This window comes from Corynebacterium pelargi (assembly GCF_014635485.1).
Classification (GTDB): domain Bacteria; phylum Actinomycetota; class Actinomycetes; order Mycobacteriales; family Mycobacteriaceae; genus Corynebacterium; species Corynebacterium pelargi.
On record NZ_BMCX01000002.1, the window covers coordinates 48,318 to 73,345 of the forward strand.

20 protein-coding genes, 1 tRNA gene and 1 other RNA gene are annotated in these 25,028 nt (G+C 57.9%); 15 read left to right on the forward strand and 7 right to left on the reverse strand.

Features of this window, described 5'->3' with window-relative positions; genetic code table 11:
- The 5 genes from tgt (at nucleotide 1) to IEU99_RS03935 (ending at nucleotide 8,626) form a co-directional block, all read left to right on the forward strand.
- The gene (gene tgt, locus IEU99_RS03915; protein ID WP_128890651.1) at nucleotides 1-1,287 is read left to right on the forward strand and encodes a tRNA guanosine(34) transglycosylase Tgt; all 1,287 of its coding nucleotides are present in this window, start codon (nucleotides 1-3) and stop codon (nucleotides 1,285-1,287) included.
- Between the two features lie 526 nt (nucleotides 1,288-1,813).
- Nucleotides 1,814-4,609, forward strand: a complete 2,796-nt coding sequence (locus tag IEU99_RS03920) for a vWA domain-containing protein (RefSeq protein ID WP_188358284.1) — start codon at nucleotides 1,814-1,816, stop codon at nucleotides 4,607-4,609.
- 239 nt (nucleotides 4,610-4,848) lie between these two features.
- Nucleotides 4,849-6,348, forward strand: a complete 1,500-nt coding sequence (locus IEU99_RS03925; protein WP_128890649.1) for a SpaH/EbpB family LPXTG-anchored major pilin — start codon at nucleotides 4,849-4,851, stop codon at nucleotides 6,346-6,348.
- A 121-nt stretch (nucleotides 6,349-6,469) separates the two neighbouring features.
- A complete protein-coding gene (locus tag IEU99_RS03930) occupies nucleotides 6,470-7,372 on the forward strand; it encodes a class C sortase (protein WP_229718386.1) in 903 nt (300 codons plus the stop codon).
- 3 nt (nucleotides 7,373-7,375) lie between these two features.
- Nucleotides 7,376-8,626 carry a SpaH/EbpB family LPXTG-anchored major pilin gene (locus tag IEU99_RS03935; RefSeq protein WP_128890648.1) on the forward strand — a complete coding sequence of 417 codons (1,251 nt, stop codon included), beginning with the start codon at nucleotides 7,376-7,378 and terminating at the stop codon, nucleotides 8,624-8,626.
- Nucleotides 8,627-8,685: 59 nt separating this feature from the next.
- Here the strand turns inward: IEU99_RS03935 and IEU99_RS03940 are convergent, their stop codons facing one another.
- Nucleotides 8,686-9,357: a queuosine precursor transporter gene (locus tag IEU99_RS03940; RefSeq protein ID WP_371869468.1), complete on the reverse strand. Its 672-nt coding sequence runs from the start codon at nucleotides 9,355-9,357 to the stop codon at nucleotides 8,686-8,688.
- 30 nt (nucleotides 9,358-9,387) lie between these two features.
- On the opposite strand from IEU99_RS03940, the gene gluQRS reads away from it, so the two are divergent.
- The gene (gluQRS, locus tag IEU99_RS03945; RefSeq protein ID WP_128890646.1) at nucleotides 9,388-10,281 is read left to right on the forward strand and encodes a tRNA glutamyl-Q(34) synthetase GluQRS; all 894 of its coding nucleotides are present in this window, start codon (nucleotides 9,388-9,390) and stop codon (nucleotides 10,279-10,281) included.
- Here the strand turns inward: gluQRS and IEU99_RS03950 are convergent.
- Nucleotides 10,263-10,451, reverse strand: coding sequence for a hypothetical protein (locus IEU99_RS03950; RefSeq protein ID WP_123961066.1), 189 nt, complete (start codon nucleotides 10,449-10,451; stop codon nucleotides 10,263-10,265). The two genes, gluQRS and IEU99_RS03950, sit on opposite strands and share 19 nt — an antisense overlap.
- A 119-nt stretch (nucleotides 10,452-10,570) precedes the next feature.
- Here IEU99_RS03950 and IEU99_RS03955 point away from each other — a divergent pair, with 119 nt between their 5' ends.
- Genes IEU99_RS03955 through IEU99_RS03965 form a run of 3 tightly spaced genes read left to right on the forward strand, consistent with a single transcriptional unit; the run spans nucleotide 10,571 to nucleotide 14,438 of the window.
- A complete protein-coding gene (locus tag IEU99_RS03955; protein ID WP_128890645.1) occupies nucleotides 10,571-12,988 on the forward strand; it encodes a nitric-oxide reductase large subunit in 2,418 nt (805 codons plus the stop codon).
- Nucleotides 12,985-13,626: a hypothetical protein gene (locus tag IEU99_RS03960; RefSeq protein ID WP_123961064.1), complete on the forward strand. Its 642-nt coding sequence runs from the start codon at nucleotides 12,985-12,987 to the stop codon at nucleotides 13,624-13,626. Before IEU99_RS03955 ends, IEU99_RS03960 begins: the two co-directional genes overlap by 4 nt.
- On the forward strand, nucleotides 13,623-14,438 hold the full coding sequence (locus tag IEU99_RS03965; protein WP_123961063.1) for an SPFH domain-containing protein: 816 nt from the start codon (nucleotides 13,623-13,625) through the stop codon (nucleotides 14,436-14,438). The genes IEU99_RS03960 and IEU99_RS03965 overlap by 4 nt, the downstream gene beginning before the upstream one ends.
- A 563-nt stretch (nucleotides 14,439-15,001) precedes the next feature.
- Here the strand turns inward: IEU99_RS03965 and IEU99_RS03970 are convergent.
- Entirely contained in the window at nucleotides 15,002-15,535 is a 534-nt protein-coding gene (locus IEU99_RS03970) for a Panacea domain-containing protein (protein ID WP_128890644.1), read from the reverse strand.
- Between the two features lie 239 nt (nucleotides 15,536-15,774).
- Nucleotides 15,775-15,863, reverse strand: a tRNA-Ser gene (locus tag IEU99_RS03975).
- 164 nt (nucleotides 15,864-16,027) lie between these two features.
- Here IEU99_RS03975 and ffs point away from each other — a divergent pair.
- From ffs to recR, 6 genes are all read left to right on the forward strand, one after another.
- An RNA gene (ffs, locus tag IEU99_RS03980) (signal recognition particle sRNA small type) lies at nucleotides 16,028-16,124 on the forward strand.
- 58 nt (nucleotides 16,125-16,182) lie between these two features.
- Entirely contained in the window at nucleotides 16,183-17,445 is a 1,263-nt protein-coding gene (locus IEU99_RS03985) for an aspartate aminotransferase type Ic (protein ID WP_128890643.1), read from the forward strand.
- 32 nt (nucleotides 17,446-17,477) lie between these two features.
- Complete coding sequence (locus IEU99_RS03990) at nucleotides 17,478-18,029, forward strand: suppressor of fused domain protein (RefSeq protein ID WP_128890642.1); 552 nt, start codon at nucleotides 17,478-17,480, stop codon at nucleotides 18,027-18,029.
- Nucleotides 18,030-18,109: 80 nt separating this feature from the next.
- Nucleotides 18,110-20,176 (forward strand): DNA polymerase III subunit gamma and tau, encoded by a 2,067-nt coding sequence (locus tag IEU99_RS03995; RefSeq protein WP_128890641.1) that lies wholly within the window; start codon nucleotides 18,110-18,112, stop codon nucleotides 20,174-20,176.
- A 64-nt stretch (nucleotides 20,177-20,240) separates the two neighbouring features.
- Nucleotides 20,241-20,561, forward strand: coding sequence for a YbaB/EbfC family nucleoid-associated protein (locus tag IEU99_RS04000; protein WP_128890640.1), 321 nt, complete (start codon nucleotides 20,241-20,243; stop codon nucleotides 20,559-20,561).
- A gap of 70 nt (nucleotides 20,562-20,631) precedes the next feature.
- Nucleotides 20,632-21,288, forward strand: a complete 657-nt coding sequence (gene recR, locus IEU99_RS04005; RefSeq protein WP_128890639.1) for a recombination mediator RecR — start codon at nucleotides 20,632-20,634, stop codon at nucleotides 21,286-21,288.
- Here the strand turns inward: recR and IEU99_RS04010 are convergent.
- The 3 genes from IEU99_RS04010 to IEU99_RS04020 are packed head-to-tail and all read right to left on the reverse strand — an operon-like array spanning nucleotide 21,285 to nucleotide 24,511.
- On the reverse strand, nucleotides 21,285-22,022 hold the full coding sequence (locus IEU99_RS04010; RefSeq protein ID WP_128890638.1) for a type 1 glutamine amidotransferase: 738 nt from the start codon (nucleotides 22,020-22,022) through the stop codon (nucleotides 21,285-21,287). The genes recR and IEU99_RS04010 overlap by 4 nt on opposite strands.
- Nucleotides 22,023-23,297, reverse strand: coding sequence for a Mur ligase family protein (locus IEU99_RS04015; RefSeq protein ID WP_128890637.1), 1,275 nt, complete (start codon nucleotides 23,295-23,297; stop codon nucleotides 22,023-22,025).
- An 11-nt stretch (nucleotides 23,298-23,308) separates the two neighbouring features.
- Nucleotides 23,309-24,511 carry an exonuclease domain-containing protein gene (locus tag IEU99_RS04020; RefSeq protein WP_128890636.1) on the reverse strand — a complete coding sequence of 401 codons (1,203 nt, stop codon included), beginning with the start codon at nucleotides 24,509-24,511 and terminating at the stop codon, nucleotides 23,309-23,311.
- Between the last annotated feature and the right edge of the window lie 517 nt (nucleotides 24,512-25,028).

The window sequence follows — 25,028 nt, forward strand, 5'->3', positions numbered from 1 at the left end:
ATGAACAATGCTGAAGGTGAAGCGAAAGCACAGCACGAAGATATTGCATTTGAGTTAGGCACGGAGCTGCCCGAGGCACAGCAACAGCCAGGCAAGCACGGGCGCACGGGAGTTATTCATACCCCTCACGGGGATATTCACACCCCGGCGTTCATTCCCGTGGCAACGAAGGCCACGGTGAAGACCCTAACTCCAGAGCAGATCAAGCAGACTGGCGCTCAGGCCATTCTTTCGAATGCCTATCACCTGTACTTGCAGCCAGGCCAGGATGTGGTGGATGAAGCCGGTGGCTTGGCGGAGTTCGAGCATTGGCACGGCCCCACTTATACCGATTCCGGCGGCTTTCAGGTGATGAGCCTTGGTGTCGGTTTTAAAAAAGTGCTGGCTATGGATACCAAGGGCTGGGAAGAAAAAGATATTCGAGCCCGCCATAAGGATCGCTATGCGCACGTGGATGAAGAGGGCGTGAATTTCCGCAGCGTGATCGACGGCTCCAAGCACCGCTTTACCCCAGAAGTGAGCATGCAGATCCAGCATGGTTTGGGCGCAGACATCATGTTCGCCTTTGATGAGCTGACCACCTTGGTAGATACCCGCGCCTACCAAGAATCCTCCGTGGCTCGTACCCACCGCTGGGCGCGACGCTGCCTGATCGAACATGACCGTTTAACCCTGGAACGTTCGCACCGCCCCAAGCAATCCCTGTGGGGCGTGGTGCAAGGCGCACAATATGAGGACCTGCGCCGTCAAGCCACCCGCGGGCTGCTGGATTTGCACCGCGAGGCCTTAGATGAAGGCCGCCGTGGTTTTGGTGGCTTCGGCATTGGTGGTGCGCTGGAAAAGGAAAACCTTGGCACCATCGTTGGGTGGGTCTGTGATGAGCTGCCGCGTGAGATGCCAAGGCACCTGCTGGGTATTTCAGAACCAGATGATCTCTTTACCGCCATCGAGGCCGGTGCCGATACCTTCGATTGCGTAGCACCTACGCGCCTGGCTCGTCGAGGTGGCGTGTACACCTTGGATGGGCGCCTCAACTTGAAGAATGCTCGCTTTAAACGAGACTTCTCCGGCATCGACGAAGAGTTCGGTGGCTATGTCTCTGAGAACTACTCGCGCGCATACTTGCACCACCTGCTCAAAGCCAAGGAGTTCCTCGCAGGCACCCTGTGCACCATGCACAACGTGGAATTCATGGTGCGCTTGGTAGACAATATCCGCGCCAGCATCGATAACGGCACCTACGAGGAGTTCAAAGCCGAGTTCCTAGGGCGCTACTACAGCAAATAAAGAGTCAGCACTACCCATGAGTCTCTAGTGGCTTTTTCGGCGGGCATTATGCCCGCCTTTTCTTCGGCTTCGTTTCGATTGGAATTATTCAACTGTGGCGTTGCCGAGTTAAGAAATTGGATGGGATCATGCGGGTGGTTATTGATAAGTATTAGATCCACTTAGATCGGTGTCGAATCCCCATCTGCCATTGGTTTTCGTCCACGGAGTGCTGGAGTGCCGTCGAGGTTTTGTTGGCACACCTACACGAATTGTCAGGGGTGCATCATTTGGATTACACCCGGATGGGGTTAGGGGTGAAAGTTTACGAAAATTAATGCCATTGCCATCCCTAGGGTTTTGAAGTGCAAATATAAACAATCTTTTCCGAAAAAGACCCTTGACAAATCGAAAGGTCAGAGGTTTTTCTGGCAAACATTTATCGCCTGAGTAACGCCATTAAGGCGTTGATGGGATAAGAATGTTGATAGTTAGCAAATTTGGAGTTGGGCTACCCACGCCCGCGCTCGAAGTAGAAGGCAGTTCGTTGCACATTCACACTGAACCCGCACGCAAGGTGACGGGCACCCTCAAGATGGTGCTCGCGCTCCTTGCAGCGCTCGCCATTGCCATTTCAACTATCGTCTTGATCGAACCAGCGCCTGCCCACGCGCAGGAAACTGAGGCGACTAGTGAAGAAAGCGCGGCGGATACTCCAAGCGACGCCACTCGCGATGCTGCTGAACAGGCTGTGGCCGATGAGGTTGAGGATCAACCCTCGGCGCAGCCTGAAGCTCCTGCCGAGGCAGACAAGCCAGTAGAGAGTGAAACCCCCGAGGTTGTCACCAGCGAATCTGAGGAACCTTCCGAAGATCCCGAATCGGGTCCGAGTGAGGAAGATGAGGAATTTGATCCGGATGCTCCCTATTTTGAATCGGAGCCGCACAACGAGATCATGGCTCAGCTGGCTGCTCAGAATAGGCGTCGTTCAACGCGCGCGGTCCAACCCGGAAACGATCCCCGTTATACCTGTGGTTTGAGCATTGCGCTTCTAATGGATATCTCCAGTTCGACTCAGCCTTTCAAAAATCAGTCACAGAATGCCGCAAAACGGGCCATCAACAATTTAGTCAATACCGGTTCTGAACTGGGCATTATCCAATTTGCCAGCACTGCAAGCTATGTGGTTCAGAAACAGGCACTCGACTCGGGGAACGTGAATCAGGCTCGCCAAGCAGTGGACTCAATGACCTGGTTTAATCGGAAGGATATTCAAAACGAGGACGGCACGAATATTGCAGCAGCACTAAACCTCGCTGCTGCTGGTGGTTATGACGCCGTCATTTTGGTTAGTGATGGCCAGCCGAATAACACCAGTGCGTCTGGAGATAATACAAGTGATAGGGATCTGCTCAACGCCATTGATGCCGCAAACGCAGTGAAAAGTTCGGGTGCTGCCATCTTCGGACTTGGTATCACCGGCGGTGGCGAAACGGCTGTTTACAACTTGATGAACAATCCGGTTGGCGGGCGAGGTGTTGACAGCTGGTGGTTCGCGGATTCGGATCCTCTGCCTTCTTACATGCGTCGCGCAAACCGAGATGAAAAATTGGAAGAAGCTGGTCCAAATAATTACCTTCCGGCCTGGAAATACTACAACGTAACATTGAAGGGTCTTTACGACATCGGATTGCTTCCGGTAAAAGGTACGGTTCCCAACCGAACGGTCGGCACAGGCTCGTCGCCTCTCTATACGATGCGTACCCTGGACGGTAATAAATTCATGCAGTCGTGGGTCGACTCCTATGACACCGTGAATTCTGACCTGTCCAACTTAGAGACGAAGATTGACGCTCTTACCTCTGGCTGCTGGGGCACGGTAAATCTCCAGAAGGAAATTGTGGACGCCACCGGTAAAGCGCAATCTGGCCAACCGGTCTCCGGCTTTGAATTCGTTGCCGACAAAGCGCTTAACGGCTCGAACGTTCAGAATAACTTCACTGTTGCCACCGACGCTCAAGGCAAGGCGGCCTTCCACTACCCGACAACAGCAGGCGTTGGTTCTATGAAGCTAACCGAAACCGAGCGTGACGGCTACAAGCTCTACGAGCAGACCGCAAACGGCAATAAGACTCTGGCGAAATGTACCGCTGTAGATAAAGACGGTAGGAACGTCGCTGTTTCCTATGGCTCCGGTTCTGGCATCGTCGTAACTAGCAAGAAGGAAGAAAACGCCTTCACCTTGTCCGGTGTTGGAACCCAGCACCGCGTGACTTGCACTGTGCAGAACTTTGAGGGGCAGCCAGATTTCACTCTGACAAAGAAGCCTTTTGGTAACTCTTCGCCACGAGTAATCACCGGCGAAGAAAACCAGACGCTCAAAGTTGAGTACCTTGTGTCTGCCGAAAACAAAGGCACTGGTGCTGGCAAGGTTCCTGCCATTATTGAGAAGCCTTCCGCACCTAACGGCATGAGCGTCACCAGCGTTGAGGCTCTCCCCGATGGCGACAAGCCCCTCGTGCAGAGTGGCACCCAACTCGCTAAGACTGGCGATACCTGGAAGCTTGACCCTGCAAAGACCAATGACGTCAGCGTCAATGAGACTCGCACGGCAAAGATCGTTGTCACCTACCGGGTAAACCAGCCTGGCAGCGTCAACAAGGATCAACTGACCTGCGAGAGTGGCAATAACTCCAAGGGTCTGTTCAACCACGTTGAGTTTGAGGGCGCCAAAGAGGACAAGCAGAAGTCTGATGCCTGCGTCAGCGCTACTGTTCCCGGTGTTGAGCTAAAGAAGCTCATCAACAACGCCGATGCCAACACCAAGGAAGAGGCCACCTCGATCATGGGTGGCACCAACCAGGTCACGATCGAGTACCAGGTCAAGAACACCGGCACCACTCCGCTGACCGAGATCCGCTTGGACGACTACAACCTCGACAAGGATTCCGGCGCGCAGCAGGGCAAGATCAACATGACCGGTTTGACCTGTGATGCTGCTTCGGTCCGTGACGATAACCAGACCAAGGTCATCACCCCGACCAAGCCACTGGCTAAGGATCAAACCCTGAAGTGCCGTTGGAATGCTCAGGCTCCCATCGTCCCGGCTGAAGGTGAATACCACGGTGACCGAGGCATCATCCTCGCCTCCTACGCTCTGCCGGAAGGCCAGGGTGGGACGGTGAAGCCTGTAAGTGCCGAAAACGACGCTTGGGTGTTCAAGCTCCCCGTCGCAGTAGGCGTCCTGCCCGACGCTGGCGCTAAAGGCCCCACCCAGTACCTCGTCCTCGGCGGGCTCATCGCAATGGCAGGTGCCTTCTGGGCCTACCGACGCCGCGCATAACGCAAGATCAACAACTCAATAGTCCAAACGAACATCTATTAAAGGAGCAGTCATGATTCAGGACCGTCCCCGGTGCAATAGCGAGTAAGTAAAGCGCACCGACGTGCTCGCGGGCGCGAACTTACTCACAATCGCATCACCCGTGGCAACCTCTCAAAGGCATTTGCCTTGAGACCCCTGGCAATTGACTTTGCCACTGAAGTTCAACCACAACCTCAAAACTCAGAAGAGGAAAACATATGACTACTCTCAAGCACCGCTGGGCAGCAGCCCTCGCTGCAGGCGCAATCGCCGTGACCGGCGCTGGCGCAGGCGTGACCCTCGCACCTGTTGCTGCATACGCACAGGAGACCGCCACCCCCAACCCCACCGGAATCAACCAAGATAACGGCACCCTGCACATTCACAAGTTTGTGAATGAATCCGGCAACGGTGACAAGGGGCTGAAGAACGACGGCACCCAGGTTGAGGGTGTTCCCGGGGATCCAGTAACGGGTGCTCGCTTCAAGATTGAACGTGTTTCTGGCATCGATCTAAAGACCAACGAAGGCTGGAAGAAGGCTGCTGCTCTCCAGGGCACAGATATCTCTGAGCTGCCTGTTGAGAGCGAAGAAACTGTGAGCACCGTCAACGGCGAAGCGTCTAAGACCTTGCCTGTTGGTCTCTATCGTGTCACTGAGGTTGGTGCACCTGCAGGTGTTGAGGTAACCACCGCGCCCTTCCTGGTGACATTGCCGATGACTAACCCCACGAACAACAGTCAGTGGATGTATGACGTTCACGTCTACCCTAAGAATAAGCGCCAAGAGGATCCGATTCTCAAGACGGTAAATGACGAGAACGCCACCACTGTCGGCAACAAGATCAATTACGAAGTCACGGCCAAGATCCCGCAGACTGATTCCCTGAAGGCTGTTTCCGTCACCGACGTGTACCCTTCCACCCGACTTGAGAATCCCACGGTTAGCTCGGTGGAGCTTGGTGACGGAACCGAACTCGCGCCTGGGGACTACAACCTCAACATTGAGACCGATGGTGAAGCAAAAGTCATCTTGACCTCCACCGGCTTGGATAAGCTTCGCGGGCTCAACGGTGAACAGCGTACTGTGGTCGTCAATTACACTTTCGACATCAAGAAGACTTCTTCCGAAAGTGATAAAACCCCGATCAAGAACAACGCCAAGTTCCAAGTGGACACCGGCGATGGTTCTGGCCCCGAGGTTGAGGTTCCAGAAGAAAAGCAGCCTGAGACCTTCTACGGTGATGTGAACATCACTAAGAAGGGTGACGGAGAAAACATTCAGGCGACGTTCGACCTTTACAAGTGCTCTGTCGATCAGCCTGATAACCCCTCCAGCCCCAAGCTCTCCGGTGACCCAATCCAGGAAGGCATCACCACCACAGGTGGTACGGCAACCGTCACCGATCTGCACGTTAACGACTGGGTGAACGGTGAAACTGGCACCACTACTCCGAACGGCTACTGCCTCGTGGAAACCCAGACCGCTGACGATTACGCCCTTCTTGCTGAGCCCTACTACTTCCAGGTGAAGAAGGGTGGCGCCAGCACTGTTGCCTTGAGCTCCCTGACGGTTGAAAACGTCAAGAACAACGCTGGCTTCAAGCTTCCGCTTACCGGTGGTACCGGTGTGACCATGCTGCTGATCATCGGTGGCCTGATCATGGCCGGTGGCGCACTGTACATGGTGCGTAACAACCGCCGCGAGAACAAGGCCTAATTAAGTTCTCAGCACTCCTTTGAGTGCGGCCTGAATTGGTGGCGTGGGGCGTCGACAAGCTTGGCGCCCCGCCACCTTCCTTAAGCTTTTTCATATAACTCAAAATCCAAAGAGGATCACTGTGACAACTGCGTCGCTTGAACGCCACGAAGGTGGCAAGCACACGAATGAGCGCTCCATGCTTCAGCGCATCATGCCGCTGATTATTGTGCTCATCGGCTTCGCCATCGTGATGTACCCCGTGATGGGCACGTGGGTTCGTAACGTGACGCAGACGAAGCAGGCCGAGGCATACACCTCGCGCATCAACGACGAAACCACCGAGGAAGAACGAGCAGCCTCGCTCGCCTCCGCAGAAGAGTGGAACCGCAACCACGCCCAAGGGCCGGTGCTGGATCCCTGGCTTGCGCGTGTGGATGAATCGAACCTCGAATATCAGGAGTACCTCAAGGAACTCGATCTTGACGATGTAATGGGGCGCATTATCATCCCCAAGATCGACTCCGACCTGCCCATCTACCACGGCACCGACGAAAAGACGCTGGGTAAAGGCATCGGACACCTCTACGGCTCCTCCCTGCCCGTCGGTGGCGAAGGCAGCCACTCAGTACTCACCGGACACACCGGCCTACCCAACGCGACACTATGGGACCGCCTAGTCGACCTAGACAAGGGCGATAGCTTCACCGTGTACGTGGCCGGCCGAGTGATGAAGTACGAAATTGGCGAGCGCCGCGTGGTGCTGCCCACCGAAACGAATAACTTGCGCCCGGTTGAAGGCGAAGACCTGGTCACGCTCATTACCTGTACCCCCTATGGCGTGAACTCGCACCGCCTTGTGCTCACCGCACACCGCGTGCCCATCGATGATGAAGAAGCGCGCGAAATCCTCAACCAGAAACATAACCCCTGGCAGTGGTGGATGATCCTCGCCCTTGTGCTATCCCTGGCCGTGCTGATCGCCGGCATCGCATGGACCGTGCGTGGCATCAAACGCTCCAAAGCCCAAGAAGAGGTGGAGTAAACCTTGCGCACCCTCACTCAGCTCCTTGCCATAATCGCCGCGGGTCTTCTCGCCCTCACCGGCGTCGCTTCCGCACAGCCTTCTTCGCTTATCGACGCCTCACGCACCGGAACCCTCATCATTCACAAATCCGCAGGCGACCCCCTCACCCAATACGGCGATCCCACCAACCCGAACGCGGATCTGAGCCGCGACCCCATTGCGGGCATCGACTTCGAAATCCGGCGCATCACCGACATCGACCTCAACAAGAACGAGGATTGGCAAAAGCTGGCCGCCACCGACATCAGCGACTACTACGCCGATGGCTCGCGCAGCAACGTCCTCGGTGACGCAATCGTGGCCACCACCGGCGAAGATGGCGCCGCCACCTTCAATGACCTCCCCCTCGGTGCCTACCTGGTCAGCGAATCGCCCGCCTCCGCAGGGCGCAAAAACTTAAGCGTGGCCGCCCCCTTCGTGGTGACCGTGCCCATGACCAACCCCAAGAACCAACAAGAATGGCTCTACACGGTTGAAGTCAATGCCAAAGACCAAACGCTCACGGCAAACAAAGCCACCAGCAAAACCTGCGCCGCCCACGGCGACGAAGTGAAATTCGCTATCTCCGCCCTGCTGCCCGCACCCGACCGCCAAGGCCGCATCAACCGCGCCGAGATCGCCGACCCCCTCTCCGCCGAATTCACCTACCAAGACGGCACCTCCGAAGCAGTGGTGGGCAAAACCACCCTCACGCCCGAGGATTACCGCATCGTCGTCAACAACAACGTGGTGAACTTCCAACTGAGCAAATCCGGCCTGGAAAAAGCCGCCGAACAACGCCTGAGCAACCCGGAGGCCGTGCTCACCTGGAGCTTCAAGGTCAAAGTCACCGGCACCAATATCGCCCCAGGCACCCGCCTTGAAAACCGCGGCTACTTCCTAGCCGAGGGCTACCCAGACTTCGACCCAGCCCAACACCCCGGCGTTCCCACCAACCGCGTGCGCGTGCGCATCGGCAACTGCGAACCCACCACCAGCGAAATCCCCACCCCCGTACCCGACCCAGGCACCACACCAACCACTCCCGTAGTCCCCGGTGATGGCTCCGATGGTTCCGGCGGCTCGGGCTCCGGTGGCTCCGGCAGCTCCGGTAGCAGCTCCCGTGGCGGCGGCCTCGCCTCCACCGGTGCCAACGTGATCTGGGCAGCGGTCATTGGTTCCGCGCTGATGATCCTTGGCTTCTACCTCATCGCCCGCCGCAAGCGCTCCTAGAAATATATCTAGAAGAAGACCCCACCTAGGCCTCCAAGGCTCTGGTGGGGTCTGGCGTTTTAGTTGCTGCTCGTCGGCACGTAGTTCTCGTGCTTTTTCACCCAAGCAATCACGGCATAGGTAATGGGCATGACGAGCACTTCTACAAGCGTCTTCCAGATAAAGCCCACCACCACGTAATTGATGGTGTCTGCGGTGGTGGTGATGCCGATGACGGGTGCTGCGATGAGGCAGAACACGAGCGTATCGCCAAATTCGCCCACAATGGTTGAGCCGATCAGGCGCTGCCAGAGCGACTTCTCGCCAGTGCGCTTCTTCATGGCGGTGAGTGCCCATGCGTTGAGTAGCTGCCCGATGGCGTAGCCGCAGAGCGATGCCAGCACGATGCGTGGCACGAGCCCGAGCACCAAGGCGAACTGCTCTTGATGCTCATAAAAGTCTGCCGCGGGAAGCCAGATCGCGATATAGAACGCAATCACCGCCAAGATGGTGGTGAAAAACCCCGTCCAAATGGCCCGGCGTGCAGCCTTAAAGCCATAGCACTCACTGAGCACATCACCGATCACGTAGGCGGCAGGGAAAAGGAAGAAGGCACCGTCGGTGACCAGCGGGCCAATAGTAATGCCCTTCGTGCTGGTGATATTAGAAATCAAATAGATCGCCACAAACAGGGCGACGAGCACCGGGTAGTAGCTCTTTTGCACGGGGACATAGGAGGGTTGAGTTGCCACGTCCTCGATACTCTCACATAGCCTAAAAGCATGAATATCCAAGCGGGCCGCTATGCTCCCTCACCCAGTGGTGACCTCCACTTTGGCAACCTGCGCACCGCCCTTCTAGCCTGGCTCTTTGCCAGAAGCTCCGGGCGCGACTTCCACATGCGCGTAGAAGACATTGATACTCAGCGCTCCTCAGCGGAATCAGCACAGCGCCAATTGGAAGATTTGGCACTGATCGGCCTGGACTGGGACTCGCTGACGTACCAGCACGAACGCTTCGCCTTATACGAGCAAGCACTAGCAAAGCTCGACACCTACGAGTGCTACTGCTCGCGCAAAGATATCCAGCACGCGGCCTCTGCCCCGCACGCCATTCCCGGCCACTACCCTGGAACCTGCCGCGATCTTAGCGAGGCCCAACGCGAGCAGCGCCGAGCAGAGCTCGCCCAGCAGGGAAGAGTCCCCGCAATTCGCCTGCGCGCAGACCGATCCACACAGCCCTTTGATGATTACTTCTTAGGCCGCATCGAGGGCGAAGTAGACGACATGATCCTCCGACGCGGCGGCCAACAACCCGACTGGGCCTATAACTTAGCCGTGGTTGTCGACGACGGCGCCCAAGGCATTGACCAAGTAGTGCGCGGCGACGACCTAGTATCTTCCGCCGGCCGCCAGGCCTATTTGGCTACGTTGCTCGGCATTGCTGTGCCCGAATATATCCATGTGCCCTTGGTGCTAAACCAGCAGGGCAAGCGTCTAGCTAAGCGCGATGGTGCGGTGACGCTGCGGCAGATGATGCAGCAGGGCGCTACAGCAGAAGATGTGGTGGAAGAACTCGGGGCCTCGCTCAACCTTAAAGGGCGTAGCGCGGGTGAATTGCTGGAACAATTCGAGCCCGATCAGGTGCCCAGGCAGCCCTATCGCTGGGAGAAGTAGCGCCAGGTGGCGGCGATGGTGAAAAAGCTTAAGGCCGTGAGCAGTGCAAATGTGCCGAATACTAGGGCGATGTTGCTGGAGTGATTCAGCAGCAGCATGGTGATGAGCGCGCCTGCAAATAGGGAGCTGAAGCAGAGGATGGCTTTGTTTTTAGCGATGAACTCGTGCATGCCTTTAACCTACACCAATTATTTACCCCTTTTTCGGGTAAAAATCGCTGCCGAATAATAGAAACGGATTAAGCCGTAAATAATAGTGGTGTCATTGTCCCTCCTTGGAAAGCACGTGAATGAACACCACCCCTGAGGTCACCGACCGCAGCAAACCAGTGCTCAGCATGAGCAAAGCATGGGTGCAAGGTGTCGCCTTGGTCATGCTTCTTGGCTTCTTTGTCATGGGCTTCTTGGCGTACCGCACCTACGACGCCTCCATGCCGCTGCCTGAAAAAATCGTTGCCGAAAAAACCGGCGATACCCTAATCACCCAAGAACAAATCACCCACGGCCAGGAAATCTTCCAGGCCCGAGGCCTGCAACAATACGGATCAGTGCTCGGCCACGGCGCATACTTGGGCGCCGATTACACCGCCGAATACCTGCGCATGGCCACTGATCTTGCCGCAGAAGAATTTGCAAAAGCAGAACTGCCCCAAGGCACCGATGCCCACGATGCAGTGGTAGAAGAATTCCGAACCAACCGCTACAACGAAGACACCGGCGTACTTGAGTGGACCGATAACCAGATCAAAGCCTTCGAGCAAGCACAGCAGTATTACCTGGACTATTTCGGTACCAACTCCTTCGATCACGGCCTGCCCAAAGACTTCATCACCAACAAAGAAGACATCCGTGACCTCACGGCATTCTTTGGCTGGACCGCGTGGGCTGCCGCAGCAGAACGCCCCGGCTTGGATTACTCCTACACCAATAACTGGCCAGCAGAACCCCGCGTAGAAAACGGCCCCACTGCCGACATCGTGGTGTGGTCAGTGCTTTCCCTCATCGCACTGATCGGCGGCACCGGATTAATCTTCGCCATCTACGGGCGCTGGTCTAAGCAAATCGGCTGGCATTCAGAAGAACAGCTCAACCTCGACTTCAAACAACCAGGAGAAGTTGGCCTTACTAAATCTCAAAAAGTAGTGGCTTGGTTCTTCTTCGTTATCGTGCTGCTGTTTTTAATCCAATCCTTCCTCGGCGCCGCAGTGCAGCACTACCGCGCAGAGATCACCGGCTTCTTCGGATTACCACTGCAAGAAATCCTGCCCTATAACGTCGCCCGCACCTGGCACCTCCAGCTCTCCTTACTCTGGACCGCCGGCGGCCTGCTCGCAGCAGGGCTATTCCTCGCACCATTTATTGCCAAGAAAGAACCCAAGAAGCAAGGCGTGCTCGCCTGGATCCTGCTGGGGGCTATCGCCTTCGTGGTGTTCGGCTCCATGGCATTTGAGTGGCTCTCCGCATTTGGCAAGGTGCCCGAAGGCTCGCTGTTCTCCCAGCAATGGGAATACTTAGATCTGCCGCGCTTCTTCCAGATCCTGCTCACCGCAGGCATGTTCATCTGGATCGCAATGATCTTCCGCTCCCTGCACGGACGCCTTAAGGGCGAGCACAAGTCCAATATGCCCTGGCTCTTCTTCTTCTCTGGCCTGACCATCCCCGGCTTCTACGCCGTAGGCATGCTCGCCGGCTCCGATACCCACATCTCCGTTGCCGAATTCTGGCGCTTCTGGGTCGTGCACCTCTGGGTTGAAGACTTCTTAGAGCTCTTCACCACCATCATGGTGGCCTATGTCTTCGTGCTGCTCGGCGTGATCCGCGAGCGCATTGCCCTAGGCATCATCTACCTCGACATCATCTTGTATTCCGTGGGCGGTGTTATCGGCACCATGCACCACCTCTACTTCTCGGGCACACCCGTGGAGCACATGGCCTTAGGTGCTTTCTTCTCAGCCGCAGAAGTTGTGCCACTGACCCTGCTCACCGTAGAAGCATGGACATTCCTGCAACTGGGTTCGCGCCAGCGCGCCTCCGGCGATCGCCCCTTCCCGCACCGCTGGGCTGTGCTGTTCCTCGTGGCCGTTGGCTTCTGGAACTTCCTCGGCGCCGGTGTGTTCGGCTTCCTGGTCAACCTCCCCGTCGTCTCCTACTACCAAATCGGCACCGCGCTGACCGCCAACCACGCACACGGCGCCATGATGGGCGTGTACGGATTCATGGCCATCGGCCTTGGAGTATTTGCCCTGCGCTATCTGCTGCCCAAGCGCTATTGGAATGACAAGCTCATGGGCTTAAGCTTCTGGCTGCTCAACATTGGTTTGTTGTGGATGGTGGTGATTTCGCTGCTGCCATTGGGCATTGTCCAGCTCTACCACTCCGTGGGCGAAGGCTATGTGGAGGCCCGCTCCCTGGGCTATCTCACCCAACCTGGCAACGCCATCCTCGAATGGCTACGCCTGCCCGGCGATGTGCTCTTCCTCGCCGGCATCTTCCCTCTGCTGTGGATGGGCTTCAAAGGCCTGCTGCACAACAAAGAAATCCCCACCGTGGATACCCAACCCGATAACGCCCTCTACTCCGTCATTTCGCTTGACGACGCCCCCGACACCAACACCCAAGCACACTCACAGGTGGGTCTGGTCTCAGGCGGGCACGGCCGCGTTGATCGGCGCGCTGAAGATGAGCCACGCGGGGGCGTCGAAAAGTGAACACCCCAGACGTGTTCACCTGGCTAGCGGGCGCCTACGCCATCTTCCTCCTGGGGGTGGCGTGGGGCTTCGACCGCATGGCGCAACACACCTCCAACAGAACCAGCGACATGCGCACCGGAACCTTCCGCTACGTCGAACAACACGACGCCTGGCAATGCCCCGAAGACCACTGGCTCTGGCCATCCAGCTTCGACCCAGAAAACCGAGTAATGCGCTACCGCGCACACCCCACCGTGTGCAACAACTGCCCAGTCAAACAAAGCTGCACCGCAAGCGCACACGGGCGCGAAGTAACCAGACAACTCGACCCCTGGCCACACTCAGACTCCGGGCGATTCCACCGCGGCATCGCACTAGGGGTAGCACTCATGGGACTCATCCTGCCACTGGTCTCCCTGATCCAATACCACACAATCGCAGACCTGCTACTCATCGGCGCAGTGCTCGTGATCATGATCGGCGGCACCATCCCACTGGCCAAACACCTATGGAACACGCCCTCCAACTTCCCCACCACAGTGCATGTGCCCCACCTGGATGACAGGCAGGCAGAAATCGAAGCAGCGGTGGATCGCTACGCACGCCGCTACGGATCCGACGCACGCAAACTTGCCCAAGAAAGGAAGCGCCCATGAGCGCACTCGTATTCTGGCCAATCATGGCCGGCATCCTCATCGCCATCCTGGTGGTACTGCTTTCCTACTCCATCAAAGTGATCAAACAATACGAACGCGGCGTCGCATTTCGCTTCGGCCACGTCAAACCACTCATGGAACCAGGACTGCACTTCCTCATCCCCGGCGTGGACAAACTCGAAAGAGTAGACCAACGCGTAGTCACCCTCACCATCCCACCGCAGGAGATCATCACCAAAGACAATGTCTCCGTGCGCGTGAACGCCGTAGTGATGTTCGAAGTACTCGACTCACTCAAGGCGGTGCTAGAGGTAGAAAACTACGCAGTAGCCACCTCACAGATCGCACAAACCACGCTGCGCTCCCTCCTCGGCCGCGCCGACCTTGACGACCTCCTCGCACACCGCGAAGAACTCAACGAAGACCTGCGCAAAATCATCAACGGCCAAACCACCCGCTGGGGCGTAGAAACCCGCATCGTGGAAATCAAAGACGTAGAAATCCCCGAAGCAATGCAACGCGCCCTCGCCCGCGAAGCCGAAGCCGAACGCGAACGCCGCGCCAAAGTGATCTCCGCACACGGCGAACTCCAATCCTCCGTGGAACTGCGCCAAGCCGCCGAAGAACTACAAAAAGCACCAGCCGCACTCCAACTGCGCTACCTACAAACAGTGCTCGAACTCGGCGCCGACCAGAACTCCACCATCGTGTTCCCGCTGCCCATCGACATCATGCAAGGCTTCATGGACAAAGCCACACAAATGGGCATCCCCCTGCCCAAAATCACCGGCAAACAACCCGAAAGTGAATAGGGAAGCACAGAAGCAATTTGGAGGAAAGTAAGAGCCAGCCTTTGGCTGGCTCTTTTCCTTTTGGTCGGCCCGCGGGGCCGGCTGTTTTGTGAATGTTCAAATTAATGAACATGGACTCTGCTATCAGAAGTGTGCACGCTGGAAGAGCGCTGAATTAGTTTTGAGGATTTTCCCCCTGAGGGATTAAAGGCCACAGTGAAAGGCCTCTGAGAATAACTACCAAAACGAGCAAAACCAGAACTACGCGAATCAAAAAATCCACTGCAAAGCAGAGTCTGACAACCCACTTATGGTCACTTGTAAAGCAATGGTATTTACCAATCGCGTCGCTTTCTTCAGGATAGTGATAACCGGCGTAAAGTTGCCACAATGTCATGAAAGGTGCGATGCTCCCCAGGGAATGGAAGGCTTGGATACCTGGCAGAGCATTGCTATCTGAATGGGGGTCGGGGTTGAGATAGGGTACTAAGTCGGAACTGGAGTCTGTTCTAGTGTCGGGTTGCGAATCGTCAGAATCAATAGGGTCGGGGGTCGGCTGAGGCTGGTTGTTTGACGACAAGAATCTACTCCCCAACGTCTCCGTTTACGCGACTAGGACTCTCCGGCGATGCTGTGTAAGGCGGCAGCATCAATTCGTTCTGGTAGGTGTCATCTATAGTCACATCGTTTGGGTCGATGAACCGTTGCTCGTTTTTCCTAGCTCGATCCCACGCTGAATTCTCCGCATGTGTCAATTTATAAAGTTTGATCGCGCCTAGGTCGCGTGTCGCAGCCCAAACTTTGTCGAGTGCCACACGCAATTCTGGGTTAGTGCTTTCATTCACTCCAAACGAATTGCCGAGTGCATCCTGTGTTGCATACTTTGTAATTGGGTATCCGCCGAACGGTTGGAATTCTCGATAGACGGATCGAAGGACAGGGCCATAACGCCAAGCTTCAAACCGCTCTTCAAAGAGCTGCTCTTCGGTTACCTTCGCGTACTCGCTTGCGACAAAGTACATGATTTTCTGAAGTTTTAAAGGTGAGATAGCAATTTCGTCATTAAACGCACGCCTAAGGATGTTGTTGCTGATTACGGTCGGGTCACTGTAGCTCATTTCGGCAGCTCCTTATCGAACTTAACTTGCAATAATGGCAAAGGTAAATAGTCCGCTGTTGAGATGTGCTGATCTACCCACTTTGGTAGTAGGGTGGGTGGTTTCAGTGTAGGTCAACGAAAGGATAGATTGAAGAGCTATTGGGTAAATTGTGACCTTCTTGATCGCTCTTGGGTGTGTTAACTCGCTAAAAGTGATGGACACCCGCACCAACAAGCTTATTAGTGCGGGTGTTCAATTGGCGGAGGATGTGGGATTTGAACCCACGAGGGTCGTGAAACCCGCACGCGTTCCAGGCGTGTGACATAGGCCGCTAGTCGAATCCTCCAGCGTGAGCGCTTCTTGCGCAATGGCGCGCGAAGTGCGTACCGGGATTAGTGTACTCACGGATCGCCCTGATGCAAAATGGCTGGTGGTGGGGGCTTTGGGCGTCGAAAAGCTAAAGAAAAAGAAGCGAAATGGCAAATGCGGCGATGCTGCGCTATTGTCTTGGGCAGGACTTCGCATGGCGCTTATCCCATGAACTCCCCCAGGGCAGGAATGCAGCAAGGGTCAGTGGGCTCTGGCGGGTGTGCGGAGTCCCTTTTTAATGGGCGGGGGAGCCGTTACACTAAAGCCCAGTGCAAACAAAGAGGAAAGGGCTACCTATGACTATCGCCGCGTTGAATGTGGAAAAGCTCCAAGCGAATGCTGAGGCAATTCGCCAACAATACGAGGATCTGAAGGCCAAGAACCTCAACCTCGACCTCACGCGCGGCAAGCCCTCTTCCGAGCAACTCGACTTCTCCACTGCTCTCCTGGATCTGCCGGGGCAGAACTACCGCACCGAATCTGGTGTGGATACGCGCAACTACGGCGGCCTGGTCGGCATTCAAGAAATCCGCAACCTGTGGGCCCAGGTGCTCGGCATTCCGGCAGAAAACATTATTGCCGGCGATGCCTCCAGCCTGAACATCATGTTTGACCTGATCTCTTGGTCCTATATCTGGGGCAACAACGATTCTGAGCGCCCCTGGTCCAAGGAAGACAAGGTCAAGTGGCTGTGCCCCGTGCCCGGCTACGACCGTCACTTCTCCATCACGGAGCACTTCGGCTTCGAGATGATCAACGTGCCGCTCAACCAAGACGGCCCGGACATGGACGTGGTGCGCGAGCTGGTGAAAGACCCGCAGGTCAAGGGCATGTGGACGGTGCCCGTCTTCGCCAACCCCACGGGCATTACCTTCTCTGAGGAGATCTGCCGCGAGCTTGCTTCCATGGAAACCGCGGCGCCTGATTTCCGCATCGTGTGGGATAACGCCTACGCCGTGCACACCCTCACCGACACCTTCCCCGTAGTCCACGATGTGCTGAGCATGAGCGCTGAGGCCGGCAACCCGAATCGCTTCTGGTTCATGAGCTCCACCTCCAAGATCACGTTGGCGGGCGCGGGCGTGGCCTTCTTCGCTTCTTCGAAGGAGAACCTGGACTGGTATTCCGAGCACGCCAATATCCGCGGCATCGGCCCGAACAAGGTGAATCAGCTCGCCCACGTCGAGTTCTTCGGCGGCCCCGAGGGCGTGTACGAGCAGATGCGCAAGCACGCCGGCAGCTTGGCTCCGAAGTTCGCTCGTGTGCTTGAGATCCTCAATGAGCGCCTGGCTCCCTTCGGTGCCGCTGAGTGGACTGAGCCTGAGGGTGGTTATTTCATTAGCGTGAATGTGGTGCCCGGTACGGCTTCGCGCGTGGTGGAGCTTGCCCGCGAGGCCGGCATTTCGCTCACCGGCGCCGGTTCTTCCTTCCCGCTGAAGCAGGATCCGAACAACGAAAACATCCGCCTCGCCCCCTCCTTGCCTCCTGTTTCGGAGCTTGAGGTGGCTATGGATGGCTTTGCCACCTGCGTGTTGCTTGCAGCACTTGAGTCTGCTTAACGCTTGTCGACGTCCCACCAGGAGCATCCCACATGGACTTAGAGGCATCGCTGCTTTGGCAGCAGGGCGTATTCCCCGGCAACCTTGAAGAGGTTCCCCTTGAGCCCGGTTGTGGGGTGCGCGTAGCCGTCTCAGATCTCGGTGGTGAACTACTGGCCACCACCTTGAACTTCAACGAGGTAGACACTGGTCTGCACTCCGAAGATGAGGGCGCTGATATCCGCAGTGAGATCTTCACGGTGGGACGTGTTTCTTCAGAGGTGGCGGTGAGCGCTTTGCAGCAGGTAAGCGCGAAGCTTGCTGCCTTTAACCAAAAGCTGCTGGGCATGGTGCCCGCCCAGCCCGGCACCATGATCCCTGGTTTGGAGCTCGAAGGCTGCTCGGTGCGCCACGGTGTGTTCGTGGTGCCCTATGTATGGGGCGAGCAAGTGCCGCGCTTTAGCGAAGGCGGGCGCCTCGTGGTGATGCTGCAGTTAGTCTTGCTCAGCGATGAAGAATACGAGTACGCCGTCACCTACGGTGTGCCGGCCTTGCAGCAGGCCTTAAGTGAGCAGGGCGTTGATCTGCTTGACTGGCAGCGCTGAGCTGCTGCGATGGGGGCTGTTCGGGTGATACTCTCCCCACGCTGGGAGCAAATCGGTGGTGGGTAGGTAGTGTTTAGTCCGTGGCTTTGTATAGGAAGTATCGCCCCGGCTCTTTCGCGGAGGTTGTGGGGCAAGAACAGGTAACCGTCCCGCTTTCGCGTGCCCTGGATAGTGGCAATATCAACCACGCCTACCTCTTTTCTGGGCCGCGTGGCTGCGGCAAAACTTCCTCTGCGCGCATCCTCGCGCGTTCTCTGAACTGCGCGGAGGGGCCTACCGCTACTCCTTGCGGCAAGTGCCCCTCATGTGTGGCGCTGGCCCCGAACGGCCCTGGCACCTTGGACGTTACTGAGCTCGACGCGGCCAGCAATAACGGTGTGGAGGATATGCGCGAGCTTCGCGACCGCGCCATGTACGCCCCCGCCGAGTCGCGCTACCGCATCTTCATCATCGACGAAGCCCACATGATCACCAACTCCGGTGCCAATGCTTTGCTCAAGATCGTCGAGGAGCCACCGGCGCACCTGATCTTCATTTTCGCCACCACCGAGCCGGAAAAAGTGATTGGCACGATCCGTTCGCGCACCCACCACTATCCCTTCCGGCTGCTCACCCCGCAGGCCATGCGCGGCCTCATTGAGCGCACCGCGGCCGCCGAGCACGCCCACATTGACGACGCCGTCTACCCCCTCGTCATCCGCGCCGGCGGTGGTTCCCCGCGCGATACGCTCTCGGTGCTCGACCAGCTCCTCGCCGGCTCCGGCCCGGACGGCCTCACCTACGACACCGCCCGCATGTTGCTCGGCGTGACCGATGATTCGCTTATCGACGCCGCCGTGGAAGCCCTCGCCGACACCCACAAGGCGGGCATGTTCGCAGTGGTAGACGAGGTGATCGAGGCCGGCATTGATCCCCGCCGCTTCGCCGCCGACTTATTGGATCGCCTGCGTGACCTCATGGTGCTCCAAGCCGTGCCGGAAGCACTCGACTCCGGGCTTGTCGACGCACCCGCCGACCGCCACGAAACGCTCAAAGAACAAGCCGGCGCCTTCCCCGAAGGCGGCATCGCAGGTTATGCGGCGATGGTCAATGAGGGCATCAGCGACCTCAGGGGAGCCACTTCACCCCGACTCTTGCTGGAAATTCTCTGTGCCAAAATGCTCTTCGGCGCCCACACCCCGGCAGTGGCTGCCCCCGAGGCGCCGGCCTCTGCGCAGGCAGAAAACCCGCAGCCTGCGCGCAAGAGCAAATACGACCGCGAAGCCCTGCGTCGCGCCCGCGAGGAGCGCGAACGCCAGCAGCGTGAACAGGCCGAAGCTGCGACGCAGAAGCCCAAGCCGGAGCCTGCACCAGAGCCTGAGCCTGAGCCCGTGCGGGAACCCGAGCCTGCGCCGGAACCCGAGCCCGCGGCGGAAGAACAGCGGGATGTAGAGCAGCTCGCCCGCGATCACTGGGCAGAGATCCGCAAACTCGTGCACCAGAAGAAGGCCGTGGCAGGCATCATGCTCACCGAAGCCCGTGTGCTTGGCCAACGCGAAGGCACCTTAGTCATTGGCCATAACACTGGGGCGCTGGCAGCAAGGCTGAACGATCCTTCCAATAATGCCGTGGTGGTAGAGGCCATCCGAGAGATCACTGGCTGCGATGTCGCCGTGGAATGCGTGGTGGGGCAGCGCCCAAAAGACGCGGGGTTCAGTGAGCCCGAGGCACCCACTGAGCCTCCCGCCGAATCCCCACAGCCTGAGCAAGAAGAAGCAGACGACGGTTGGGGCACCCCAGTGCAGATTGGGCGTAATGCCGATCCCGAACCTGCACCGGAGCCCGAGCCAGAGCCGGAGCCTGAGCCCGAACCTGCGGCACCGGCGGCCCCAGCCACGTTTTCTGATGGCAGCCCCTTGCCGCCCGAGCCTGATGACTTCTATGGTTACGGCCCAGACGAGGGGATGCCCGAACCTCAGCAGCCCGAGCCCGAACCCCAGCCCGAGCCTGCACCCCAGCAGCCTGAACCAGAGCAGCACAGCCGCGAGCAGGAAGAAGAAGAGATGCTGCGGGAGGTTCGCGATGGCGCTCGAAGCGCCGATCATCGCGATGCGCTGACGGTGGCCATGGATCTGCTCGGACAGGAGTTGGGCGCCAAGCCGCTCTAGGGGCTGTCTAGTACACTTGGCGCGAGCGAAACTGATAACAGCACACTTGAAAGGCAATGGAGATATGTCTCAGCCCGATATGAATGAATTGATGCAGCAAGCAGCCCAAATGCAGGCGCAGTTGAAGGCTGCTGAGCAGGAGATTCTTGAGTCCACCGTCACCGGCACCGCTGGTAATGGCTTGGTCAGCATCGATCTTGGTGGCAACGGCGTGATGCGCAACATCAGCATTGATCAGCAGGTAGTAGACCCGGAGGATGTTGATACCCTCCAGGATCTGATCATGGGTGCTTTCGCCGATGCGCACACCAAGCTTGGCGAGCTCGCAGAGCAGAAGATGGGCCCGGTGCAGCAGATGTTCGACACCATGCCCGGAATGTTCTAAACCCACCGAGTTCACGGCCAGCGCCTGGCTGGCCGTTTTCTTATTGCTGCACACTGGAAAGGATCGCGCCGTGTTTGAAGGCCCGCTGCAAGACTTGATCGATGAATTCTCGCGCCTGCCCGGCGTGGGCCCGAAGTCTGCGCAGCGCATCGCTTTTCACCTCTTGCACGTGGAGCCCACGGATATTGAGCGCCTCCAAGCAGCCCTTGGGGCCGTGCGCGATGGCGTGACGTTTTGCCGCATCTGCTGCAATATCTCTCGCGCGCAAGTCTGCCGCATCTGCGCCGATTCTTCCCGCGACCGCGGCCTGATCTGTGTGGTGGAAGAGCCGAAGGATATTCAGGTGATCGAGCGCACCGGCGAATTCAATGGCCGCTACCACGTGCTCGGTGGCGCACTCGATCCCCTGGCAAATATTGGCCCGCGCGAGCTGAACATCACCCAGTTGCTGCAGCGCATCGGCGAGGTGGTGCAAGACCGCGAGCTGGCGGATTCCACCCCTGAACAGCCGCTTTTCGACGATCCCCCGCGCATCACCGAAGTGATTATCGCCACCGATCCAAACACCGAGGGCGAAGCCACCGCCTCGTATTTGGCGCGTCTTTTGCGGGACTTCCCGGATCTGACAATCTCGCGTCTGGCCTCCGGCATGCCCCTTGGCGGCGACCTGGAGTTTGTCGACGAACTGACCTTATCCAGGGCGCTGAGCGGACGTTTGAAGCTTTAGCGCATTCGCTCCTTACGAAGCTGCGCCACCACCTCAATCTCTAAGGGCTCAAGCTCTGCCAAGCTGACGCCCATCGCGCGGGCAAGCAAAAGGTCGGCCAATTGGGGGTTGCGTGCCAGCGCCGGGCCGTGCATATACGTGCACACAACATTGCCCTGCACCACGCCTTCTACGCCCACCTGTGCGCTATCGTCCTTGGCGCCAAAGTCATCCGTATTGCCAATGCCCCTGGTGACCTTGCCTAGCGGCTGCGCATCAGAGCCGATGAGGGTGGCGCCCATGTGGTTTTCAAAGCCGGTGAGCGGCTGGTTGAGTTCCGCTGTAATGCCCGCGCCAGTGGGGGTGGATTGCACCTCTCCGATGGCGCGCTTTTCTAGGGAGACCGTGGTGGCGTCGATAAGCCCAACGCCTTCGACGATGCCCTCAGAAGCGCGGAAGCTGGTGCCGAGCACCTGCAAACCTGCGCAAATGCCCAGCACTGGGCGTCCGGCGTTGGCGGCGCGGATCAGGCCGCCATCTTGACGCAAGTGCTCAGCGGCGAGCACCTGGGCGGTATCTTCGCCGCCGCCGACGCAATAGACGTCGAGGGATTCAGGCACAGCCTCGCCAAGTTTGATGGGGTGGATCTCGGCGTCAATGCCGCGCATACGGGCGCGCTGGCGCAGCACGAGGGCGTTGCCATCATCGCCGTAGGTGCCAAGGACGTCGGGCAAGATGAGTCCGATGGTGAGCATTTAAGCCTCCTTCTTGGCTTCGAGCGCGCGCTTGAGATCGCGGAAGGCGGTGTAATTCGCCAGCACTTCTACACGGCCGGGCGGGCAGGCCCGGATGGCTTCAACGGGGTCTTTGACCAGCTCGTGCTGCACGGAGGCGTAGCTAAGACGCACGGCTAAATCGGTGCCGCGTTCCCCGGAGGCTTTCACCGCCAGGGTTTCTAGCTCCTCGAACTTCACGTCCCAAAGCCAGGAGAGATCCTCGCCATCAGCCACCTGGCCATTGACCGCAATAACCAAACCATCGGCGCTGCGATCCACCATGGAAAGAGCCTCCTGCCAGCCGGCGGGGTTCTTGGCCAGCAGCAGGTGAATCTGGTGCTCGCCCAAGGTGATGGTGGAGTAGCGGCCTGCCACATCATCAACGGTTTCCACCGCGGCCACAGCCTGATCCAGAGCAATATCGAAACGCTCCACAGCACCGGCAACGGCCTGGGTGGCATTGCCGCGGTTGGCATTGCCGGGCAGGGCCAAGTTCAAGGCCACGGGTTGATCTTCGGCGCGCTGGATACCTTCGGGCGTGATCGCCCACGCGGGCGTTGGGCGGCGGAACGTCCGGCCGTCGGCAAGCGGCTTGACGGCATACCAATCCGAACCATCATGCACGATATGTCCGCCGGTTCGCGGGCAAGAGACAGCATCGCCGAGCCAGCCGGCACCGGCAGAAACCCACACCACATTCGGGGAATCGAAGGCGATGGAAGTGATGAGCACATCATCGCAGTTCGCAATCACCGTCATATCCGGGTGCGCATTCACGCACTCGCGCAGCGCACGCTCAATCTTGTTAATCTCGCCCACACGGTCGAGCTGATCGCGCGACAAATTCAGCAGCACCAGGCACTGGGGCTTCAGGCGCTCGGCCACCTTCGGCACGTGGAGCTCATCTACCTCAAGCACCACATGGGAAGCATCGCGGCCAGCCAACAGGGCAGAAATGATCCCGGCGTCCATATTGTCGCCACCCTCATTCGTTGCCACCGTGTACTTGGTGCGCAGGGCAGAAGCCAACATGCGGGTGGTGGTGGACTTGCCGTTGGTGCCAGTCACCAGCGCCACCGGGCGATCGCCACCTAAAGAAAGCATGATGTTGGGGTCGATCTTCTCGGCGATCAGCCCGCCGATCATGCCACCAGAACCCCGGCCCGTGGCACGTGAGGCCTGCGTGGCAAGCTTCGCGGCAGACACAGCCAGGGCACTGCGAATCCGGCCAAAAGACACAGAAGGAAACGTCATGCCGAGCAATTCTAGTCTTTTATGGGCTTACCCTCCGCCACATGCTGACAGGCCTGCAAAAACTCCTCATCTGTCAGCAGCGGAATGCCCTTCCTGTCCCCGTGCATCGCCTTGCCCACCAAATCCTGGCGCTTATTACACACCACCACCGAAGTCTGGCGCGTCAGCTTCTCGCTATACGCCAAGTGCTCGCGCACCGCGGCCTCAATGATCACGTCTGGATCCATCGCGATCTCCGGGGCCACCACCACTTCCATGCCCTGCACCAAACCGCGCTCCGGGGTGTACACGCCTGGGTTTTCGTATTCGCGGGGCACGTGGGTGGCATCGATGCGCACGCTTGAGCGCTGCAAACCAAACTTATCGGCCCGCAACGCCTCAGGTGTTTGCACCGCGAGCAACTGCCAGGCCCGTTGCACAAAGAACATCCGGGCGATCATGAGCGTTTCTTCCCGGCTGGTTTCGGCCTCGCTGAGCTTGGTGCGCGCAACGCTCGCTTGTGCCGGTGGCGCCTCAAGGCCTAACTCCCTGGCCACATTGAGCACGCGGGTATCAGCAAACTGCAATCCGCGCCTGCGAGCAGAGGCCAAGGTATCCACGATCTCTTGAGGTTGTGGCACATGGCCTACACGCTGCCGCCGCTTCTGCTGGCGGCCACGCTGCCGATTCGCCCGTGCGGCCTCCGCCATTGCGCGGCGTGCCTCCGAAACCACAAAGCCCCACACCCGAGGGGCATTGTGCACCAAAAGGACGCGACCATCGATGAGCTTGTCCACGCGCTTGAGCACCTCGCCAAAGCGCTTGCCCTGAGCAATCTCATCCTCATGCAAGCCGTGCAGGTGATATGGGCCTGGGTCTTTGCCTGAATTGAGCACCACGTGGAATTGCTCCACCTGCTCACCATCTTCAGAAAAGGTCACAGCATCGATGCTGACCAAACGCGATGTGGAGGGGTGAATCCCTGAACTGCGCACCGAAAGCGCCACATAGGGGGCTCGCTCAATGGCCTCACGGTCCACGCTGGGAGTGGTTTGCTTCTTGCGCTGCTGCTTCTGCGCGCTGGCATTGGACTGCTGTTTGGAGTTCTGCTGAGCGGAGTTATTGGAGTTATCGCTGCGTTGAGTGCTACTGCGGTTGGACCGACGGCGCCGCCCGCCCCGACGGCGCCTGCCTTGACGCTGCGCCTGTTGTTCACTCCGCTGCTCATCACTCATGGGGCTAGTGTATCGGTGCGCGAAGCAACACAGCGCAACGGCGCTCAAGAGGGGTACACGCGGGGATAAAGCAACAGTTTGTGCTGGCTGCTTTGGCTGGTGTGTGCAGTTTCCCATGTCATGTGGAAAGAAGACCTGTGATTGAGCGCGAAACGTCATGGGAACGTGCACGCTGCCGCCGGCGTGGGGCTCATTGTTGCCTCTGTGCAGGCTAAAGAATGGCTCTGGTGTGGCTTGGTATCTTGCGGGCTTTTGCTGGCTGGGTTTCTCATTTGAGCAGTGCACTTGACGCAAGCGTGGCTTCGTTTTGGGGTCTGGCACCTGAGAATTACACCGTTGAAAGCATTGAAATAATTATTAATATGCATATTGTGTTTTAGGGGCCAATTGTGCAAAAGGCACAAGACTGAAAACGAAGTTACGTCGCGTTTTTCACTCCTCAGACAAAGGGGGGAGCGGTAGGGGTGTGGCGCCAAATAGTAAAAAAGTAGTAGATTCGCTAACGTTGTTAAAAAGA

What these genes read in the sequence shown, in the direction of transcription:
- tgt (WP_128890651.1), top strand. Translation starts at nt 1, where the DNA reads ATGAACAATGCTGAAGGTGAAGCGAAAGCACAGCACGAAGATATTGCA.
- IEU99_RS03925 (WP_128890649.1), top strand. Translation starts at nt 4,849, where the DNA reads ATGACTACTCTCAAGCACCGCTGGGCAGCAGCCCTCGCTGCAGGCGCA.
- gluQRS (WP_128890646.1), top strand. Translation starts at nt 9,388, where the DNA reads ATGAATATCCAAGCGGGCCGCTATGCTCCCTCACCCAGTGGTGACCTC.
- IEU99_RS03950 (WP_123961066.1), bottom strand. Translation starts at nt 10,451, where the DNA reads ATGCACGAGTTCATCGCTAAAAACAAAGCCATCCTCTGCTTCAGCTCC.
- IEU99_RS03955 (WP_128890645.1), top strand. Translation starts at nt 10,571, where the DNA reads ATGAACACCACCCCTGAGGTCACCGACCGCAGCAAACCAGTGCTCAGC.
- IEU99_RS03965 (WP_123961063.1), top strand. Translation starts at nt 13,623, where the DNA reads ATGAGCGCACTCGTATTCTGGCCAATCATGGCCGGCATCCTCATCGCC.
- IEU99_RS03970 (WP_128890644.1), bottom strand. Translation starts at nt 15,535, where the DNA reads ATGAGCTACAGTGACCCGACCGTAATCAGCAACAACATCCTTAGGCGT.
- IEU99_RS03985 (WP_128890643.1), top strand. Translation starts at nt 16,183, where the DNA reads ATGACTATCGCCGCGTTGAATGTGGAAAAGCTCCAAGCGAATGCTGAG.
- IEU99_RS03990 (WP_128890642.1), top strand. Translation starts at nt 17,478, where the DNA reads ATGGACTTAGAGGCATCGCTGCTTTGGCAGCAGGGCGTATTCCCCGGC.
- IEU99_RS04000 (WP_128890640.1), top strand. Translation starts at nt 20,241, where the DNA reads ATGTCTCAGCCCGATATGAATGAATTGATGCAGCAAGCAGCCCAAATG.
- IEU99_RS04010 (WP_128890638.1), bottom strand. Translation starts at nt 22,022, where the DNA reads ATGCTCACCATCGGACTCATCTTGCCCGACGTCCTTGGCACCTACGGC.
- IEU99_RS04015 (WP_128890637.1), bottom strand. Translation starts at nt 23,297, where the DNA reads ATGACGTTTCCTTCTGTGTCTTTTGGCCGGATTCGCAGTGCCCTGGCT.
- IEU99_RS04020 (WP_128890636.1), bottom strand. Translation starts at nt 24,511, where the DNA reads ATGAGTGATGAGCAGCGGAGTGAACAACAGGCGCAGCGTCAAGGCAGG.